At 44.1% G+C, this 16,051-nt stretch carries 11 protein-coding genes; 7 read left to right on the top strand and 4 right to left on the bottom strand.

Translation table 11 applies throughout. From position 1 onward, the window contains the following. Positions 1-93: 93 nt before the first annotated feature. Positions 94-993, bottom strand: a complete 900-nt coding sequence (locus I6E83_RS11460; RefSeq protein WP_197102059.1) for a CBS domain-containing protein — start codon at positions 991-993, stop codon at positions 94-96. 276 nt (positions 994-1,269) lie between these two features. Here I6E83_RS11460 and I6E83_RS11455 point away from each other — a divergent pair, with 276 nt between their 5' ends. Beyond that, a complete protein-coding gene (locus tag I6E83_RS11455) occupies positions 1,270-2,673 on the top strand; it encodes a DUF4105 domain-containing protein (protein ID WP_197102057.1) in 1,404 nt (467 codons plus the stop codon). Positions 2,674-2,711: 38 nt separating this feature from the next. Here the strand turns inward: I6E83_RS11455 and I6E83_RS11450 are convergent, their stop codons facing one another. Then, complete coding sequence (locus I6E83_RS11450; RefSeq protein WP_197102055.1) at positions 2,712-3,314, bottom strand: YcgN family cysteine cluster protein; 603 nt, start codon at positions 3,312-3,314, stop codon at positions 2,712-2,714. Positions 3,315-3,459: 145 nt separating this feature from the next. Here I6E83_RS11450 and I6E83_RS11445 point away from each other — a divergent pair, with 145 nt between their 5' ends. The 6 genes from I6E83_RS11445 to mutY all read left to right on the top strand — a co-directional run bounded on the left by I6E83_RS11445 (position 3,460) and on the right by mutY (position 11,537). Next, complete coding sequence (locus I6E83_RS11445) at positions 3,460-4,197, top strand: dienelactone hydrolase family protein (RefSeq protein WP_197102053.1); 738 nt, start codon at positions 3,460-3,462, stop codon at positions 4,195-4,197. Between the two features lie 218 nt (positions 4,198-4,415). Beyond that, positions 4,416-7,535: a DUF2339 domain-containing protein gene (locus tag I6E83_RS11440; protein ID WP_197102051.1), complete on the top strand. Its 3,120-nt coding sequence runs from the start codon at positions 4,416-4,418 to the stop codon at positions 7,533-7,535. Positions 7,536-7,678: 143 nt separating this feature from the next. Then, positions 7,679-8,635 (top strand): ribosome biogenesis GTPase YlqF, encoded by a 957-nt coding sequence (gene ylqF, locus I6E83_RS11435; protein WP_197102049.1) that lies wholly within the window; start codon positions 7,679-7,681, stop codon positions 8,633-8,635. 126 nt (positions 8,636-8,761) lie between these two features. Further along, on the top strand, positions 8,762-9,376 hold the full coding sequence (locus I6E83_RS14870) for a P-loop NTPase fold protein (RefSeq protein WP_197102048.1): 615 nt from the start codon (positions 8,762-8,764) through the stop codon (positions 9,374-9,376). A 7-nt stretch (positions 9,377-9,383) separates the two neighbouring features. After that, on the top strand, positions 9,384-10,160 hold the full coding sequence (locus tag I6E83_RS14865) for a P-loop NTPase fold protein (RefSeq protein WP_197102047.1): 777 nt from the start codon (positions 9,384-9,386) through the stop codon (positions 10,158-10,160). Positions 10,161-10,265: 105 nt separating this feature from the next. Continuing rightward, complete coding sequence (mutY, locus tag I6E83_RS11420) at positions 10,266-11,537, top strand: A/G-specific adenine glycosylase (protein WP_197102046.1); 1,272 nt, start codon at positions 10,266-10,268, stop codon at positions 11,535-11,537. A 132-nt stretch (positions 11,538-11,669) separates the two neighbouring features. On the opposite strand, the gene I6E83_RS11415 is transcribed toward mutY, so the two are convergent. Both I6E83_RS11415 and rapA read right to left on the bottom strand, forming a co-directional pair. Beyond that, positions 11,670-12,572 (bottom strand): acyl-CoA thioesterase, encoded by a 903-nt coding sequence (locus I6E83_RS11415; protein WP_110923563.1) that lies wholly within the window; start codon positions 12,570-12,572, stop codon positions 11,670-11,672. A gap of 326 nt (positions 12,573-12,898) precedes the next feature. Then, a complete protein-coding gene (gene rapA, locus I6E83_RS11410) occupies positions 12,899-15,787 on the bottom strand; it encodes an RNA polymerase-associated protein RapA (RefSeq protein WP_197102045.1) in 2,889 nt (962 codons plus the stop codon). Between the last annotated feature and the right edge of the window lie 264 nt (positions 15,788-16,051).

The following is a 16,051-nucleotide window of genomic DNA, read 5'->3' as shown; positions in this document are numbered from 1 at the left end:
AGTCAGCTATTTGACGCCATTTGGCAAGATTTAGCCATTTTTATCCCATTTAGATAACTATCGATTGAATTGAGGACACGCCCTAGCACCAGATCAATGACTGCCTATCAAAACTTGCTGATTAACATCCGTTTTGGTCAACTCTAAATTTTGGATAAAACGTCCTTCGACATCAGTAATGGTGATTTTCCAATCATCTATTATAACGCTCTCACCTTCTAGATCACCTACGAAGCCAAGTGCTTGCATGACCAGACCGCCCATCGTATCGACATCGGTATCATCAAAATGACAGCCAAGCTCATCATTACAGTCTTCTATCACTGTAGACGCCTGCACACGCCACGTGTTTGGCTTTTCAGGATCGGCGATAATATTATTAATATCACTGTCTTCATCGAAATCATCATGCTCATCGACGATATCACCAACGATTTCCTCGAGCAAATCTTCCATGGTGACCACACCGCCAAAGTTGCCAAACTCATCGACGACAATGGCCATATGCACTTGCGTACGCTGTAGTGAGCGTAACAAGGTATCAGAACGCGCAGTCTCACTAATATATAGCGGCTGACGCACCAAATCTCTGAGACGTTTGCTGTCTATTTTATCTTCTTGGTTACGCACCATATGGACGAGAATAGGGATCAAATCTTTTGCCAATAGGATACCAATGACGGCATCGTCATCTTGACTGTCAAAAACAGGATAGCGCGAGTGTGTGGTCTCAAGAATGATATCCATCACTTCGGCAAGACTGGTGCTCTCATGCAGACCAACCACTTGCGGACGCGGTGTCATGATTTCACGCACTTGTGTCGCAGGCAAATCGAGCACGCCTTCTAGCATATCGACAGTATCAGGCTCTAAGAACTGACGCGAGTCTTGTACCAAACGAATCAATTCATCACGGGTTTCAGGGGCGGTCGATAGCCAGCGTTTTAAGCCGCGCATCGACCAACTACTCGGGCTGGGAGTGTCGTCAGACATGGTGGTGTGATTTAACCTCTTTAGTTAATAAAAATTTAGTTAATAAAAATCAAAGTAAGAACAAACAACAGGTAAAACGTAGATGGGGATAAAAACTGTAAACAAAATAGGTCACGTATCATTAATTCAGTATTAAATCATAAACAAACCACGACAAATTAGCTTCACTTTATCTTATGACTCACCGACATTCAACGACAAATTCACTCAAATTGTATTGTCAGTGTGTTATGAATTTTGCTATGGTCAAAGTCTCAATTCACTAAGAAAAACGCTATGTCGCTACGTTCTGTTTTTTCTCGCCTGCTTTCACCGCGCTCCAAGCATCATCGTTCAGATAACGACATGGCTCGTAGTGGCATAAATCATAGCGGCTTAGATGATCCTAACGTAGATAACAGCAACGTAAATATGCATAACGTAGAAAGCAGCTCTGTGAAAAACAACTCTGTGAATGACACTTCATCAAAGCCTACTTGGCGACATTATATTGTACAGTGTCTAATCATCATCACTTTATTACTATCAGCCATTTGGTTGCTGCTTGCTATTTGGTATCAGTTTGGCGAGCGCTCGGTAATCACTTGGCTAGCAGGAATAATAGTTGTTGGTGTGCTGACCGCATTGCTCAAAAGCCGCTATTGGCCGAAAAGTACTAAGCAATCAGATAGCCAGCCCTTAACGACTAAAGAAAAAACTAGCAGCAAAACCATTACTAAACGACTGACTGCTTTATATGCTGCGATTTGGTTGGTTGGCGTTGGCTGGTTTTTTTCTATTGAGCCGCAGCAAGAGCACGACTGGATGAGCGAGGTCAGCCAGCGCGTCTCTTATAAACGCGATGCGACCAATCCTGATTTGATTACCCTGACCAATATTCGTAACTTTGACTGGCATACTGCCGAGGATGCCACCGAGCATTGGGATACTCGCACAATCGATATGTCCAAACTCTCTGGTGTCGATGTCATCAACTCTTATTGGATGGGGCCATTGATTGCTCATACGTTAGTCAGTTTTCGCTTTGAAGATGATCGACCACTGTCCTTTTCATTTGAGATTCGTAAAGAACAAGGTGAATCATTTTCTGCCCTCGCTGGATTTTTTAGACGCTACGAGCTCAGCCTGATTGCCGCTGAAGAGCGCGATATTATCTACACACGTAGCAACGCGCGCGGCGAGCAAGTTTATCTATTTCCTGTTAGCAGCTTGCAGCAACACGAGGTTAAATCACTGTTTGAGTCTTACTTAACTGCTGCCGATGAGCTAAATGCTAAGCCTGCTTGGTACAATACATTGGTCAGCAACTGTACCAATATTATCTTTTATATGGCGCGTATCGTCAGTGACGATCGTCTACCGTGGGATTATCGAATTTGGGTCTCTGGCTGGCTGCCAAACTATCTATACGCTGTCGGCATGCTGGATGCCGCGCCTGAAAAGGTAGACCTGCCTTGGTCGATGGAGACATGGTACGAGCGTACCCATATCAACCCAAAAGCAAAAGGCTTTAACAATCAAATCAATCTACAGTCTGGCATTCATAGAGATGAAAACAGCCGCGAAAATAGCCATGAATTCTCGCAGCAGATTCGTCGAGGCATCCCTATCCCGCCACTGGCTGACTCACAAGATAGTGCGGAAGCCAAAGCTAAGTCTACAGCTCAGGCTTCTGACTAAAAATAATTTGGCATTTATACAGGGTTGATGAAGGTTGGCTAAGGCTTCACCCAATTAACCACACGATCTTCCATTTCTTCATCAGACATGCCTATTTCAGAGACGCAGCGCCCCGCCACACCGACATTAACAGCACGCATTTGTTGTTGCGTGGCCACCGCATCTTGGGTCAGTAATAGATGCCAGCTTGGTAAGTTTTGTCCTTTGTACAACCGCTTATAGGCACAGTGCGATGGTAGCCACATCATCTGCGGCAGGTTGTCCATGGTCAATTGAATACAATCTGGCACGTGCTCTTGACGTGTCGCATAGTGACCACAATATCCTGTCGCACAGTCCATCAGCTGACAAGTGACATCGGTATATTCGACTAGCTCTTCATCGACATCACCATTCTCATCTTCATCGATGTACTTAATTAAACAACAACTACCACAGCCATCACACAACGCTTCCCATTCGCTATGGTTCAATTCATCCAGCTTAAAGCGTTTCCAAAACTGTGGGCGCAATGTTTCAGACGCTTCATTTGATTCGCTGTCAGAAAACAGGCTCACGATTGGTTTCGATTCTGATTGCACCTGCGAAACAGTAATATCAGGTACGTTATCAGTGGATTTGTTCAACAAATTTATAGTCATAGCGTCGCAGTAGCATTTTGATAAAGAGCGTTACACTATTATAGCTGTTTTTGCTGATTATGGGCGTTAAGGTAGTACAAGTTAGAAAAATGAACTATTACAATGACAAATAAATAAAACTCACAACATAAAAAAGGACAATAATATGTCAATTAAAACATTTGAATTAATCAGCACTACCGAAAATGGCATCGAACTTATTAGCTATGTTGCATTGCCAGAAAACGCATCAGACGATAATTCAGTGCCAGGTATCTTAGTAGCACCAGAATGGTGGGGCGTGGTCGAGCATCCAAAATCAGTGGTCGAGCGCTTGGCAGAAGCAGGTTATGCAGCAGTGGCGATGGATGTCTATGGTGAAGGTAAATTGACCACCGATGCGGCGCAAGCCAACATGTGGATGGAGCAAGTATTGGCTGATCAAGACATGCTGATGGCACGCTGCCGTTTGATTCTCAATGACTTCAGTGATCAACTAGCTGTTGATGGTGACAATTTAGCAGCGATTGGCTATTGCTTCGGCGGCAAAATCGTCCTAGATATGGCACGCGAAGGCATGCCATTAAAAGCAGTTGCAACCTTCCATGGTAATCCATCAGCGAAACAGCCAGCAGACAAGAACTTCACTGCAAAAGTGTTAGTCGCCCACGGCCGTGATGACTCAATGGTCTCAATGGATGCCATCGAAGGTCTAAAATCAGAGCTAGACGCCGCTGATGTGGACTACACTATCGATGTCTATGACAACGCCAAGCATGGATTTACCAATCCACATGCGGATGAGCGTGCTGCCAAAAATGAAGTAGATCTTGGCTATAACGAAGCCGCTGCCAAACAAAGCTGGGAAAACATGCTTGAGTTTATGAAAGCTAACTTGGCATAAGTTGCAATAGTAGAGAATCTCAAAGACTTTCTGTACAGACTCAAAGCAAGATAATAAATGAAAGAAAATAAAAGGGCCGCTTACAACTTAAGCGGCCCTTCTTTATTTATAAACAACCGTTCATCAATAACATTTTGATTGATGCGTAAGGAGAGTCTTGTACTTATAGATAAATAACGTCATTATCACTGCATTATAAATTGTATTAAGTGATAAAGATGTTTTATATATTGAACCAGTTGGGCTGGCTGGCTTTTACCGCACTATTAATCGTTGTGGTTGTATTCTATGTCAGAATAAATCGACAGATTGGACAACTACGCCGTGATGTGGGCAAACTACAAATTCAGCTTAGAAATCAAAGAAACAGTAATGCCAGACGCTCATCTGTTCAACCAACTGACAACTTTATCTCTAGTAATAATCATGTAATAGCAGACAGCGCTGTTGACACTGCTAAACTGAATACAACCGATGAAACAAATACCACCGTGCATGCATGGCCACCATCACGCCCAACGACGCCTCAATCTAGCCTACAAGACAATGCAGTATCCAGCACTTCTACTACTGGCATGAACGAAACGTTGAGCGTCATAAAAAGTAAAACGCCAACTGCCGCTATTCAGCCGGACGAAAGCTCCTTGCCGATCGTCACCTCGCTATTCCACTCGGTCAAGAACTGGTTCTTCGGTGGCAATTTAGTGGTGCGGGTCGGTGTATTGGTACTACTGGTGGGCGTCGTACTATTGCTGCGCTTACTGAGTGATTATATTAAGATTCCGATTGCCTTTAAGCTCATGGCGATAGGGGTCGCAGGGTTAGGATTGGCGGGATTGGGGCTGAAATTAACTGCCAAACGCTTTTCTTATGGTATTACTTTACAAGGCGCTGGCCTAGCCATTGCGTATTTGAGCACCTTTTTTGCATACAGCGTTTATGAAATCATTCCGAGTTTACCGAGCTTTATCGGACTTGGGTTATTGTCCGCTATCACCATTGCGCTCGCCGTCCGTCAGAACGCTTTTCCTTTAGCCTTACTGTCATTATCTGGTGGTTTCTTTGCGCCGATTTTGACCAGTGATGATACTGGCAGCTTGGTCGCCTTGTTCAGCTATTATCTATTATTGAACGTCACGATTGCCGTCATCGCTCATTATCGACCATGGAAAATATTGAACTTATTCGGTGTGACGGTAACCTTTGGCTTGGCCTACTACTGGGGCATCAGTGAGAACTTAACCGCCATCATTGGGACACAGCGCTGGTCATTGGTATTACTGGTTGCTTTACATTTAATGTTGTATCTCTTTGTCGTGATTCGCTATGCACAACAAATCATTGCCTATAACACGCTCAATGAAGAAGATCTCAGCCATACCGATAGCGCAGATAATATAGAGCATTTAAATGAAGTCCATGTAGGCAATAGCACGTATTTATTCCCCATTGATACCGGCTTATTGTTTTCAGTACCGCTACTGGCTTTCGGCTTATTTTCTGCTTTATTAGAAGATATTCCTCATGCTTTGACCATGACCAGTGCGGTTTTAGGCACGGTTTACCTTGGTTTAGGCTGGCTATTTATCCAACGTAGTCAGCGATATGCATTAATCACTGAAGGTATGCTGGCGTTAGGGTTTGGATTTTTGGCCTTAGTGATTCCGTTGGCACTCGATGCAGAATGGATTGCCTTTGGCTGGTCGGTACAAGGATTGGCCTTAGCATGGTTTGGACGACGCTCACTGCGTGCGTGGTCGGTATTATTCGGTGTGCTATTGCAGCTCGTCAGTGTCGTCATGTTGATGGCGACCATCGTATTCTCTAGCAATGACTATCCAATTTTAGCCTTAAGTATTTCAGCGATTGCTTATCTAGCCACCGTATTTATCTTGCGCGCTAGCAACTCGCCAGCCATATTAAACGACCACTTGAATGCCGACTTAAACTCGAACTCAGACAGTCATTTAGCACATGCTAAAGAAAAAAATACCACACCAGACTCAATCACGACATACGCCAGTGCATTGGGTATCAGTGACCAAGCCGCGCAGCAGTGGCTGACCTCAGTCAATAGCCAAAGCAAAGTGTTTGGCCTCGTTTGGCGCAGTCCTAGATTAATCTGGTGTCTGACCCTGACGGCTGTGGTATGGATGATACAAGTCCTAGTACTTGATTTGAGTCATTGGTTTGAGATTTGGCAGCTCGATACGATGACGATTGCATTGGCTGCACTGGTGAGTCTTGCTATCTATTGGAGTATCAACCGCTATCAGCCATGGGCAGAAGCCAAACAGCTAAGCCATGGATTGCTACTCCTGTTTTATCTGATGTTAGTACTGCAACTACCACAGAAGTTTGAGCTGAATCTATTATGGTCAACAGCAGAATGGCTGGTATTTGCCAGTTTACTTATTGGCTGGCTCACTATTGGACAACTGTGGTTAAAGTTCTGGCACGACGATGCCAGTCTATCGCGCTATGATGGTGCGAGTTGGCTCGGCGCTGGCATTTTAGTCATCGCGGCGGCGGCACATTATGGTCTGCCCGCCTCTGCTGGCGTGATGGCTATTTTGATCCCAACTATTTTAATACTAGCAGGATTGTGGTGCAGTTATCGTTATGGCAATCCTCGTCAAATAGACACATCAATCAGTGAAACTGCAACGCATGAATTGCTGTACTGGTTTGATTGGCAACAGGCATTATTAAGCTGCGCAGCCATCTTTGCGCCCTTTGCCCTAGGTTGGGTCATCATTACCAACTGGTCTTATGATGGTGTGATTTGGGACATGTCCTATTTCCCACTGTTGAACCTATATGATATGACCTCAGGATTAGCGCTATTGGTTGGCTTTGGTGTTTATTACCTGAATCAGCAGTATCATAATGAGCAGCCAAACCAAGAAAACATAGTCATCCAAAAGAATATTGAGAAAACTTTCACTGCTAATAATTTGCTGATTATTTTAGGTCTTGTTAGCTTTTGGCTGATCTCCAGCATCCTCATCAGAACGCTTCATGCCTTTATTGGCACGCCATTATGGTATGCAGGCGCATGGCAAAGTGAGCAGGTGCAAACAGGGTTGACCATGTTGTGGACGTTCCTTGCCTTGGTCGCCACTATCATCGCTAGCCGCTACTGGCAGCGTGCGCTTTGGTTTATGGGTATCGGGCTGCTGGGTGTGGTTGTACTCAAACTGGTCTTGGTCGATTTGTCACAGACCGAGGCGATTTGGCGAGTGATATCCTTCCTTGGCGCGGGTAGTTTGATTCTGCTCATTGGTTATTTGGCACCACTACCGCCCACACAAGATGAAATAACGGATAAGACGTAACCATAACCTGATCACGACCTCACATGAGGGTTAAGTGAAATTGTCCCGTGAGCAATGTGGTTCTGTAGTAAACTGAGCACCATTAGAAAGTAAACGTTGATAGTTTTACTTTTAGCATTTTTTATAAAAGGTTATGAAAGCAGATGGATAAGAGAGCAAGTATTCAGTGGTTCCCTGGGCATATGAACAAAGCCCGTAACGAAATCAAAGAAATCATGCCACAGATGGATTTGGTCATCGAGGTCATCGATGCGCGTATCCCTTATAGTAGTGAAAACCCAATGGTCGCGGCACTACGCGGTGAAAAACCTGTCATCAAAATCCTGAACAAAGCTGATCTTGCTGATCCAGAATTGACTCAAATATGGATGGATTATCTCGAGCAACAAAGCGGTGTAAGAGCCATTGCTTGCGATACCGAAAAAGCCAACGACGTAAAACGCATCATTGCCATCTGCAAACAACTCGTTCCTAATAAAGTCGGTACGGGCCGTCAAATCAAAGCCATGATTATGGGTATTCCAAACGTTGGCAAATCAACGTTGATTAACACCTTAGCAGGGCGCGCTGTCGCAAGAACTGGTGATGAACCTGCCGTGACCAAATCGCAGCAGCTGATTAAGCTGGACGATGACATCATGCTCTATGACACGCCTGGTATGCTATGGCCAAAAGTTGAAAACGAAAACTCTGGCTATCGTCTCGCAGCGACTGGCGGTATTCGTGATACGGCTTTTGACTTCGCGGATGTAGCCAGTTACACCGCTGAGTACTTAATGCATGCTTATCCTGAGCTGCTAAAAACCCGTTATAAAATTGAAGAACTACCAAAGACCGATTGGCAGTTTTTCGAGGTCGCTGGACGCAATCGCGGCTGTGTACGTTCGGGCAATCAAGTCGATACGTACCGCATGTCTGAGATTCTAGTTAACGAGCTACGTAGTGCGAAGCTTGGACGTATTACGCTTGAGACTCCAGCCATGACTGAGGCTGAAGAAATTGTGGTCGCCAAACAGCGTGTCACAGCTGAAGAAAAGAAAAAGGCTAAAGAAGAAGAGAAACGCTTACGTCGTTTGAAAACACGGAAGAATCGTAAATAAATTTATTTAAAAGCTCATTCAAAAAGCTACTACCTATATAAAAGCCCTTATGGGCTTTTTTTATATCTGTATTATCTGTATAACATCAGTATCGTATGTCAAAAATACAAATATAGAGAATAAGTAATGACAGATTACAATTTAATGAAAGATTTCACATTTCGTGAAAGAGATGAGTTTACACGTGAGCCTATTGCCGAAAAAATCATTAAGTTATTAGATTCAGAAATTGATGTCTCACCACTTATCATCGACGGTAAATGGGGTACAGGTAAAACTGAATTTTGCTTCAAACTCAGGAACCTCGTTGAAGCAGATAATCCCAATAACTATAAAGTTGGTTACGTGAACGCCTTTCAAGCTGATCATGCTAATGAGCCGCTTTTAACACTTATAGCTGAGGTGGCTCGTTTCTACGATGAAAAAGATGACAAGCGCAAGAATTTTATAAAAAATGCAGTTCCTTACCTAAGGCTTATTTCTGGTATAGGTCTTAAAGCAGGATTGGGATTTGCATTCGGTAGATATGCGGCAGATATTCCTGACGCACTAGCAGATGGAATGGAAGAAATAAAGGATGGGTCAAAATCTTTTATCGACCAATCACTTGAGTCTATGATTAAAGACCAAGTAGAAGCGGAAAAGAATTTATCGACATTGCGTAATGCTCTATCCGATATTGCTTCCACAAACCCTATCATTCTCCTCATTGATGAACTTGATCGTTGTCGGCCTGAGTGAGCTTGCGATGATGTTAGAAACCATTAAGCATGTTTTTGACGTTGAGAATGTACAAATTATTTTGATTACAAATGCTGAGCAGCTTAAAGCCACTATCAAACATAGCTATGGTAGCGAAACCGACTCACACAGCTATTTATATAAGTTTTTTAAATATCAGATCAACTTGCCCACTTCTACAAAAAATACTGAAGGAAGATCAGTCGAAAATAATGTCGCTTACTTTGAAGCCACAGTACAAGCTAGCAAAGTAATTCCACAAGACTTTAAAGACAACCAATTTATATACGAGATTCCAACCTTTCTTGATGTTGGTACGCTGTCTCTACGAAATATTGAGCAAATCGTCCGCTGTATAGAGACTCTAGTAGTATTTGAAAATATTGAGCGGAGTAAATCATTGACTATTGAACAGATTTTAGTGGTCTTTCTATCATTTGTTTATATGATGGATAAAGATTTACTAAATCAAATCGTAACAAGACATATAAATCCGACTAAATTTTCAAATTTTATCAGAGGCACTAGGTTAGATATGAGGCAACCGTATTCTAGGTCTGACATCCTTAATGACTTGTCCGTCAAAAATCTTTTCTCGATTGCATTTGATAAGTATTTTGTAAATTCTTTTCTAGACCTACCAAGTAGTACTATTGAACGACAAGAAGTGCAAAGGCATATTAAGATTAGTTTAGGCAAATATAATTATATCAGCGATATACATAATGATGAATATATTAAGCAGGTAATCAATAACCTCCTGCTATTCGACATCGTTAAGTAGTTATTTTTATTATATTATTTCAATACATTACGTCAGAGTTGGGTCGTAGAAAATACGTATATCAGGTATAATTATTTACCTTCAAAAAACCAAATATAAGAGCCTATGACCCAGCTAACTGCTAACTCTACATCTTCTGAAACTAACTTTAGCCACTCTCCCAAATCTCTAAACTCCTTCGCCCCACGCCTACTAGATTGGTTTGCCGAAAATGGTCGCCATGACTTACCTTGGCAACAGCACCAAACTGATACGCCCAACCCTTATATCGTTTGGTTATCAGAAGTCATGCTACAGCAAACGCAAGTGACAACTGTACTACCTTATTTTACGCGTTTTATGACGTCGTTTCCGACCGTACAGGATTTGGCCGCAGCGGAGTGGGATACAGTAGCAGAGCATTGGGCAGGACTTGGCTATTATGCGCGTGCACGTAATTTGCATAAAGGTGCCAAGCAATTGGTCGAAGTAATCGATGAAACGGGCGAGTTTCCACAGACACTCGCAGGATGGGAAGCGATTTCTGGTGTTGGGCCGTCTACCGCTGGTGCAATTATGGCAATGGGCTTGCACCACTATGGCGTCATCTGTGATGGCAATGTCAAACGAGTCATCACGCGTTGGGCAGCGATTGACGGTGATATCACTAAGTCTGCCACAACGAAAGAACTGTGGGCATTGGCAGAGCGCCTGACACCGACAGAGCACTCAGGATTATTTGCGCAAGCGATGATGGATATGGGCGCAACTTTATGCACCCGTAGCAAACCTGCCTGTCTATTATGCCCATTGAAAGAAGATTGCCTAGCACACTCGCAAGGTCGCGAGACTGATTATCCCGTCAAAGCGAAAAAACAACCCAAGCCCAGTAAGTTTAGTAATGCGCTATTAGTTAAAGATACTAGTGGCAACATTTTATGGCTACAGCGCCCTGATAATGGCATTTGGGGTGGACTCTGGAGCTTACCTCTGCAGTTCGTAGAAAAAATTGAGGGTAAAGCGAGTGGCAGCACTGCGAAAAAAGTAGACGCTAACGATGATAAAACATCAGATGTGCCAAATGAAGTACGTAGTAATGAAAAAGTATATGAGGCAGAATTTACCACCGCTGAGCAAATCATCAATGAGTGGCTGATAAAAAATAAATTAGTAGCAACGCCTATCAGCAAAACCTTATTAGATGAAGCGCCTATTAAGCATTCACTGACGCACTTTCACTGGTATTTGACACCGCAATCAGTAACTCTGAATACTAAGCAAACTGCTGAAATAACTAAAGCACTGCAAGCTGCCGATATTAATATTAACTGGTTGAATGCTGACGATGCTCAAGCAACCCTTGGATTGCCACGGGCGATGGTTAAGATTTTAGAGTAATCTTATAAGCTATATCTCCATACCAATCATGCTTGAACCAACTACTCAAAGCTCGTCTTGCATGCCATAAAAAAAGCGACTCACTATCAATAGTGAGTCGCTTTTTCTTTAGTCTTTATAATATGGTTAGCGCTAAGACTTCGGCACACGTAAGCGCATCAGGCCTTCTTGTTGCACCGTGGCAACCAGCTTACCATCTTGCCAAAACTGTCCGTGGTTCAGCCCTTTCGCATTGGATGTCGTGTCACTCCACATGTCGTACAACATCCATTCGTTCAAATCAAAATCACGGTGAAAGTGCATTGAATGATCGATGCTCGCCGCTTGTAGACCACTGGTCATAAAGCTGACGCCATGCGACATCAATCCAGTACCCACTAAGTAAAAATCAGAAGAGAACGCCAATAATGCTTGCTGAATCGCCACCGGCTGATTGCCCAACTCGCGGATACGTAGCCAGTTCGCCTGCTTAGGTTTCATGGGTTCTGGGCTGATCGGGTTACGTGGTTTGACCGGTTTAATCTCCACATGACGGCGACGCATAAATCTTGATTTTAAGGCTTCTGGTACTTTGCCCACATTTTCTTCTTTTAAATCTTGCTCAGTCAGCAGATCTTCTGGTGGCGGATAGACCGGCATGTCTTCTTGATACTCAAGACCCTCCTCCATTGGAGAAAACGACGCAATCATCGAAAATATTACCTGCTCAACAGGTGGCTTCCCACGTACTTCTTTGTACTGAATCGCGGTCACTTCACGGGCAGACAGGCTACGACCATCGCGCAATCGACGCACTTGATAAATCACTGGTTGGTTGATATCGCCGCCGCGCAAAAAATACCCATGCAATGAGTGACAAGGTTTGTCTTGTTCGAGCGTATGCGCTGCCGCCATGATGGCTTGTGCCAATACTTGCCCACCAAAAATACGACTGCCCACATAGTCATGGCTCTTACCCTCGAAGACATCGGGGGTAACTTCGATAAGTGCCACAGTAGCCAGTAACTCATCAATCAGTTGCAAATAATCGGGCATGACAATATGTTTCCTTATTTTCATCAAAAACGCACAGCACCTCACGATATCAATAGGCTATATCGACAGGTCCTTTGTATTTGTACTTGAAGTTAAAATAATATGAAATCACTTGCTGAATGTAAACAAGAGAAAGTTTAGAACGAAAATACGGCCATAGCAGCACTAGTATTTATTATAAATAGAAAGCGATAAACATCTTAACCAATATCAGTGGCTTTGGCTAGCGACTGACAGCCCACTCGCGAGTATCCATTCGTTTATTTAACTCAAACAGTAAGAACGAGGCGCGTTATAACGCCTCGTTCTTTATGTTTATTTTAAACTTATGGCTTCACAGCTACTAGCACACGGATAGAGTCAGGTACTAATGACAAGTTGCTTAGTGCTTGCTCGCCTTGCGCTTTTAGCTGCTCTAAACGCTCAATCTCTGCAGGGCGCACGTTAGGGTTGATGGTTTGTAGATGTTGTAAACGTTTGATTTCACGTGACCACTGCTGGCTAAAGCGCGCGCTTGCTTGCTCACCAATCTCAACCAGCTGCTGACGGGCAATGTCTTCGGCTTCATAATAACGCTGCTCAATCACATCACCACGTACTTTAATTACTTGACGTGCACGGTTTTTATCCAAACGCTCAATGTGCGGCATAATCATCTCAGCGCTGATACGTGCTGACAAATCACTGCCTTGCTCACTGATAAAGACACGGATATTTTGCGTGGTCAATGTCGCTGGTAAATTCAGCAGTTTTGGTGCTATCGCTTCTACACGGAAATTCACTTCTAGCAGTACCATGCCTTGTGGTACGGCAGCACTTTTCAGCATCGCAACTGTCGTATTACCAAAGGTACTGGTACTCGCCAGCTCATAGATAGCACGCATTAATGGATGCTCATGAGTGATGAATTCGATATCTTCACGCTGTAGCGCTTGATCACGCTCGAAAGTCAACGTCATGCCGTCTTCGTCACCAAGTGGCAAGCCATCGATGTAGTCACTAATTTCAGTGCTATCAATCGGTGCGATAACCCATGAGCCATCACGCTGAATATTATGATCAATATTGGCCGAAGCAAAGAAACGCTCAATGAATTGCGGCAATAGATTATGACCATCAAAATCACGCATGGCATCAGCGATACGCCCAGCAACACGTGGACGGCATGAGTTATATTCTAGCAGACGATCGCGACCAGCTTGTAGCTGTGCTTCTAGTCCCAATCGTGTCTGTAGCGCTTCTGCGATAACATCTTGTAGAATAACCTTGTTTTCAGCCGTATCTGCACCTTCAAGCATTGGCTTTAGATCTTGAATATATTGCTCTTGCACGCTTTGCGCTGTCGGTGAAATCTGATTGAACATATTGAGCGCATCGTTATACCACTGATACAAACGCTCTTGCGCCGTGCCCTGTACATAAGGCACATGCAACATGATTTGTTGTGTCTGACCGATACGATCTAGACGACCAATGCGCTGCTCTAACGTATCTGGATTCGCAGGTAAATCCCACAGGATCAACTGACTGGCAAACTGGAAGTTACGGCCTTCTGAACCAATCTCTGAGCATAGTAGTATCTGCGCGCCTTCACTATCTGCGAAGAATGCGGCTGCTTGGTCACGCTCAAGTAGCGTCATCTGCTCGGTAAAGATAGCGGTCTTGATGCCTGCATGCAGACGTAATACCGCTTCTAAACTCTCTACTGTCGCGCCACTACGGGCAATCAGTAGTACTTTTTGATGTTTGAGTTCGCCGCGCAGGATATCAACCAACCAAGACACACGTGGGTCATCTTCTAGCCAGCCACCATCAGGTTGATTCTCTTCGCCCCATAGCTGCTCACGCAATTTACCCGTGGTTTGATAGCTGTTTACCCATGCATCAGGTAATGGCAGTGGATAAGGCTGGCTACTACGACCATAAAACCCTTTGACACTCTCACGGGTATTACGGAACAGGATACGACCAGTACCATGACGATCTAGCAGCTCGTTAAGTGCATAGGTACGTAGTTTTTCGTCGTCATTAATCCCTGCCAACTCATCAGCACCGAGCGTGAGCAAGCTACTCAAAGCAGCGATTTGTCCGTCACTCAATGGCTTATCTTCTATCAGTACACCAGCGACCGATGCCGTCTCGGCAAAAGCGGCTTGACCATCAATAAACTCATCTAAATCATCAAAACGATCCGGATCAAGCAAGCGCAAACGCGCAAAGTGACTCTGTGCACCAAGCTGCTCAGGTGTCGCTGTCAATAGCATGACGCCTGCCGTCTCTTCTGCAAAGTCAGCAATCAAGTCATATTTATCGTTGCCGCCTTGTGCCTCATCCCAATGCAGATGATGCGCCTCATCGACGACCAATAAATCAAACCCTGCATCCATCGCTTGATCATACAAGTCAGGATGGTCAAGCAATAGATCCATACCAGCGATGATACATTGCTCGGTTGCAAAGACATTTTGTTCAGGATCGTGCTCTTTAATCGCTGCCGTACGCACCAAGTCAAACAAGGCAAAGTTTAGATTAAAACGACGGCGCAGCTCAATCATCCACTGGTATTGTAGACTGTCTGGTACAAGTATAAGTACGCGCTCAGCCTTGCCAGTCAATAGCTGCTGATGAATAATTAAGCCCGCTTCAATGGTTTTACCTAGGCCAACTTCATCAGCAAGCAATACACGCGGCGCGATACGCTTACCAACTTCATGAGCGATATAGAGCTGATGCTCAATGATATCGACACGCGCACCCATCAAACCTTTGAGTGGATGACCAGCCAGCGCTGATTGCATACGCAAGATATCTTGACGCAGCTCATACCAATCACCACGTTCGATACGACCAGCGAGCAGGCGCTCAAGCGGCTTGGCAAGCGTGATGTTGGCAGCGAGACGAGTCTCCATGATGCCGCGCTCGTGTTCATCGACACTATATTTGAGCACACCCATCACTTCATCGACAGCATTTACCGTATAGCATTTGCCATCTTGGTCATAAATGCTGTCACCAGCTTTGAACACCACGCGCGATAGTGGCGCAGAGTTTTTGGCATAGACGCGCGTCTCTTCGCTTTGCGGGAATAAGATATGCACACATCGGTCGTCAACATCGATGACCACACCCAAGCCAAGCTCAGACTCCGTATCAGATAAATAACGTTGACCAACGGCGAATTCAGTACTGTGCAATGAAGCGATAGAGATAGTCATAGGGCGATGTCTTTTGTACTCAGGTAGTAAGAAATTAGATAGATAGCTTAGAAAACAGCAATGGCGGCTAACAACCGCTAAATAAGGTTGTTCACACCGTTAAATGTCAAAAAAACATAAACGAAGTGCCACAACATCAATCAAGCCAGCCGTTTAGCCGACCATTATATAACGTTAGCGGATAGATGAGTGCGTTAAGTTGACTTTTCAAGAGCAGATTCATGCAAGATTATGTCAATGCTAAGCATAAGTTGGTCATATAAA

The organism is Psychrobacter sp. SZ93C1 (genome assembly GCF_015864635.1).
In the GTDB taxonomy this organism is placed as follows: Bacteria; Pseudomonadota; Gammaproteobacteria; order Pseudomonadales; family Moraxellaceae; genus Psychrobacter; species Psychrobacter fozii.
The sequence above is the reverse complement of the archived record's forward strand: the minus strand, read 5'-3'. Positions and strand labels throughout refer to the sequence as shown.

Bases quoted from the DNA above. Each gene is read 5' to 3' on its own strand.
- I6E83_RS11460 (WP_197102059.1), bottom strand. From the start codon at position 993: ATGTCTGACGACACTCCCAGCCCGAGTAGTTGGTCGATGCGCGGCTTA.
- I6E83_RS11455 (WP_197102057.1), top strand. From the start codon at position 1,270: ATGTCGCTACGTTCTGTTTTTTCTCGCCTGCTTTCACCGCGCTCCAAG.
- I6E83_RS11450 (WP_197102055.1), bottom strand. From the start codon at position 3,314: ATGACTATAAATTTGTTGAACAAATCCACTGATAACGTACCTGATATT.
- I6E83_RS11445 (WP_197102053.1), top strand. From the start codon at position 3,460: ATGTCAATTAAAACATTTGAATTAATCAGCACTACCGAAAATGGCATC.
- I6E83_RS11440 (WP_197102051.1), top strand. From the start codon at position 4,416: ATGTTTTATATATTGAACCAGTTGGGCTGGCTGGCTTTTACCGCACTA.
- ylqF (WP_197102049.1), top strand. From the start codon at position 7,679: ATGGATAAGAGAGCAAGTATTCAGTGGTTCCCTGGGCATATGAACAAA.
- I6E83_RS14870 (WP_197102048.1), top strand. From the start codon at position 8,762: ATGACAGATTACAATTTAATGAAAGATTTCACATTTCGTGAAAGAGAT.
- I6E83_RS14865 (WP_197102047.1), top strand. From the start codon at position 9,384: ATGATGTTAGAAACCATTAAGCATGTTTTTGACGTTGAGAATGTACAA.
- mutY (WP_197102046.1), top strand. From the start codon at position 10,266: ATGACCCAGCTAACTGCTAACTCTACATCTTCTGAAACTAACTTTAGC.
- I6E83_RS11415 (WP_110923563.1), bottom strand. From the start codon at position 12,572: ATGCCCGATTATTTGCAACTGATTGATGAGTTACTGGCTACTGTGGCA.
- rapA (WP_197102045.1), bottom strand. From the start codon at position 15,787: ATGACTATCTCTATCGCTTCATTGCACAGTACTGAATTCGCCGTTGGT.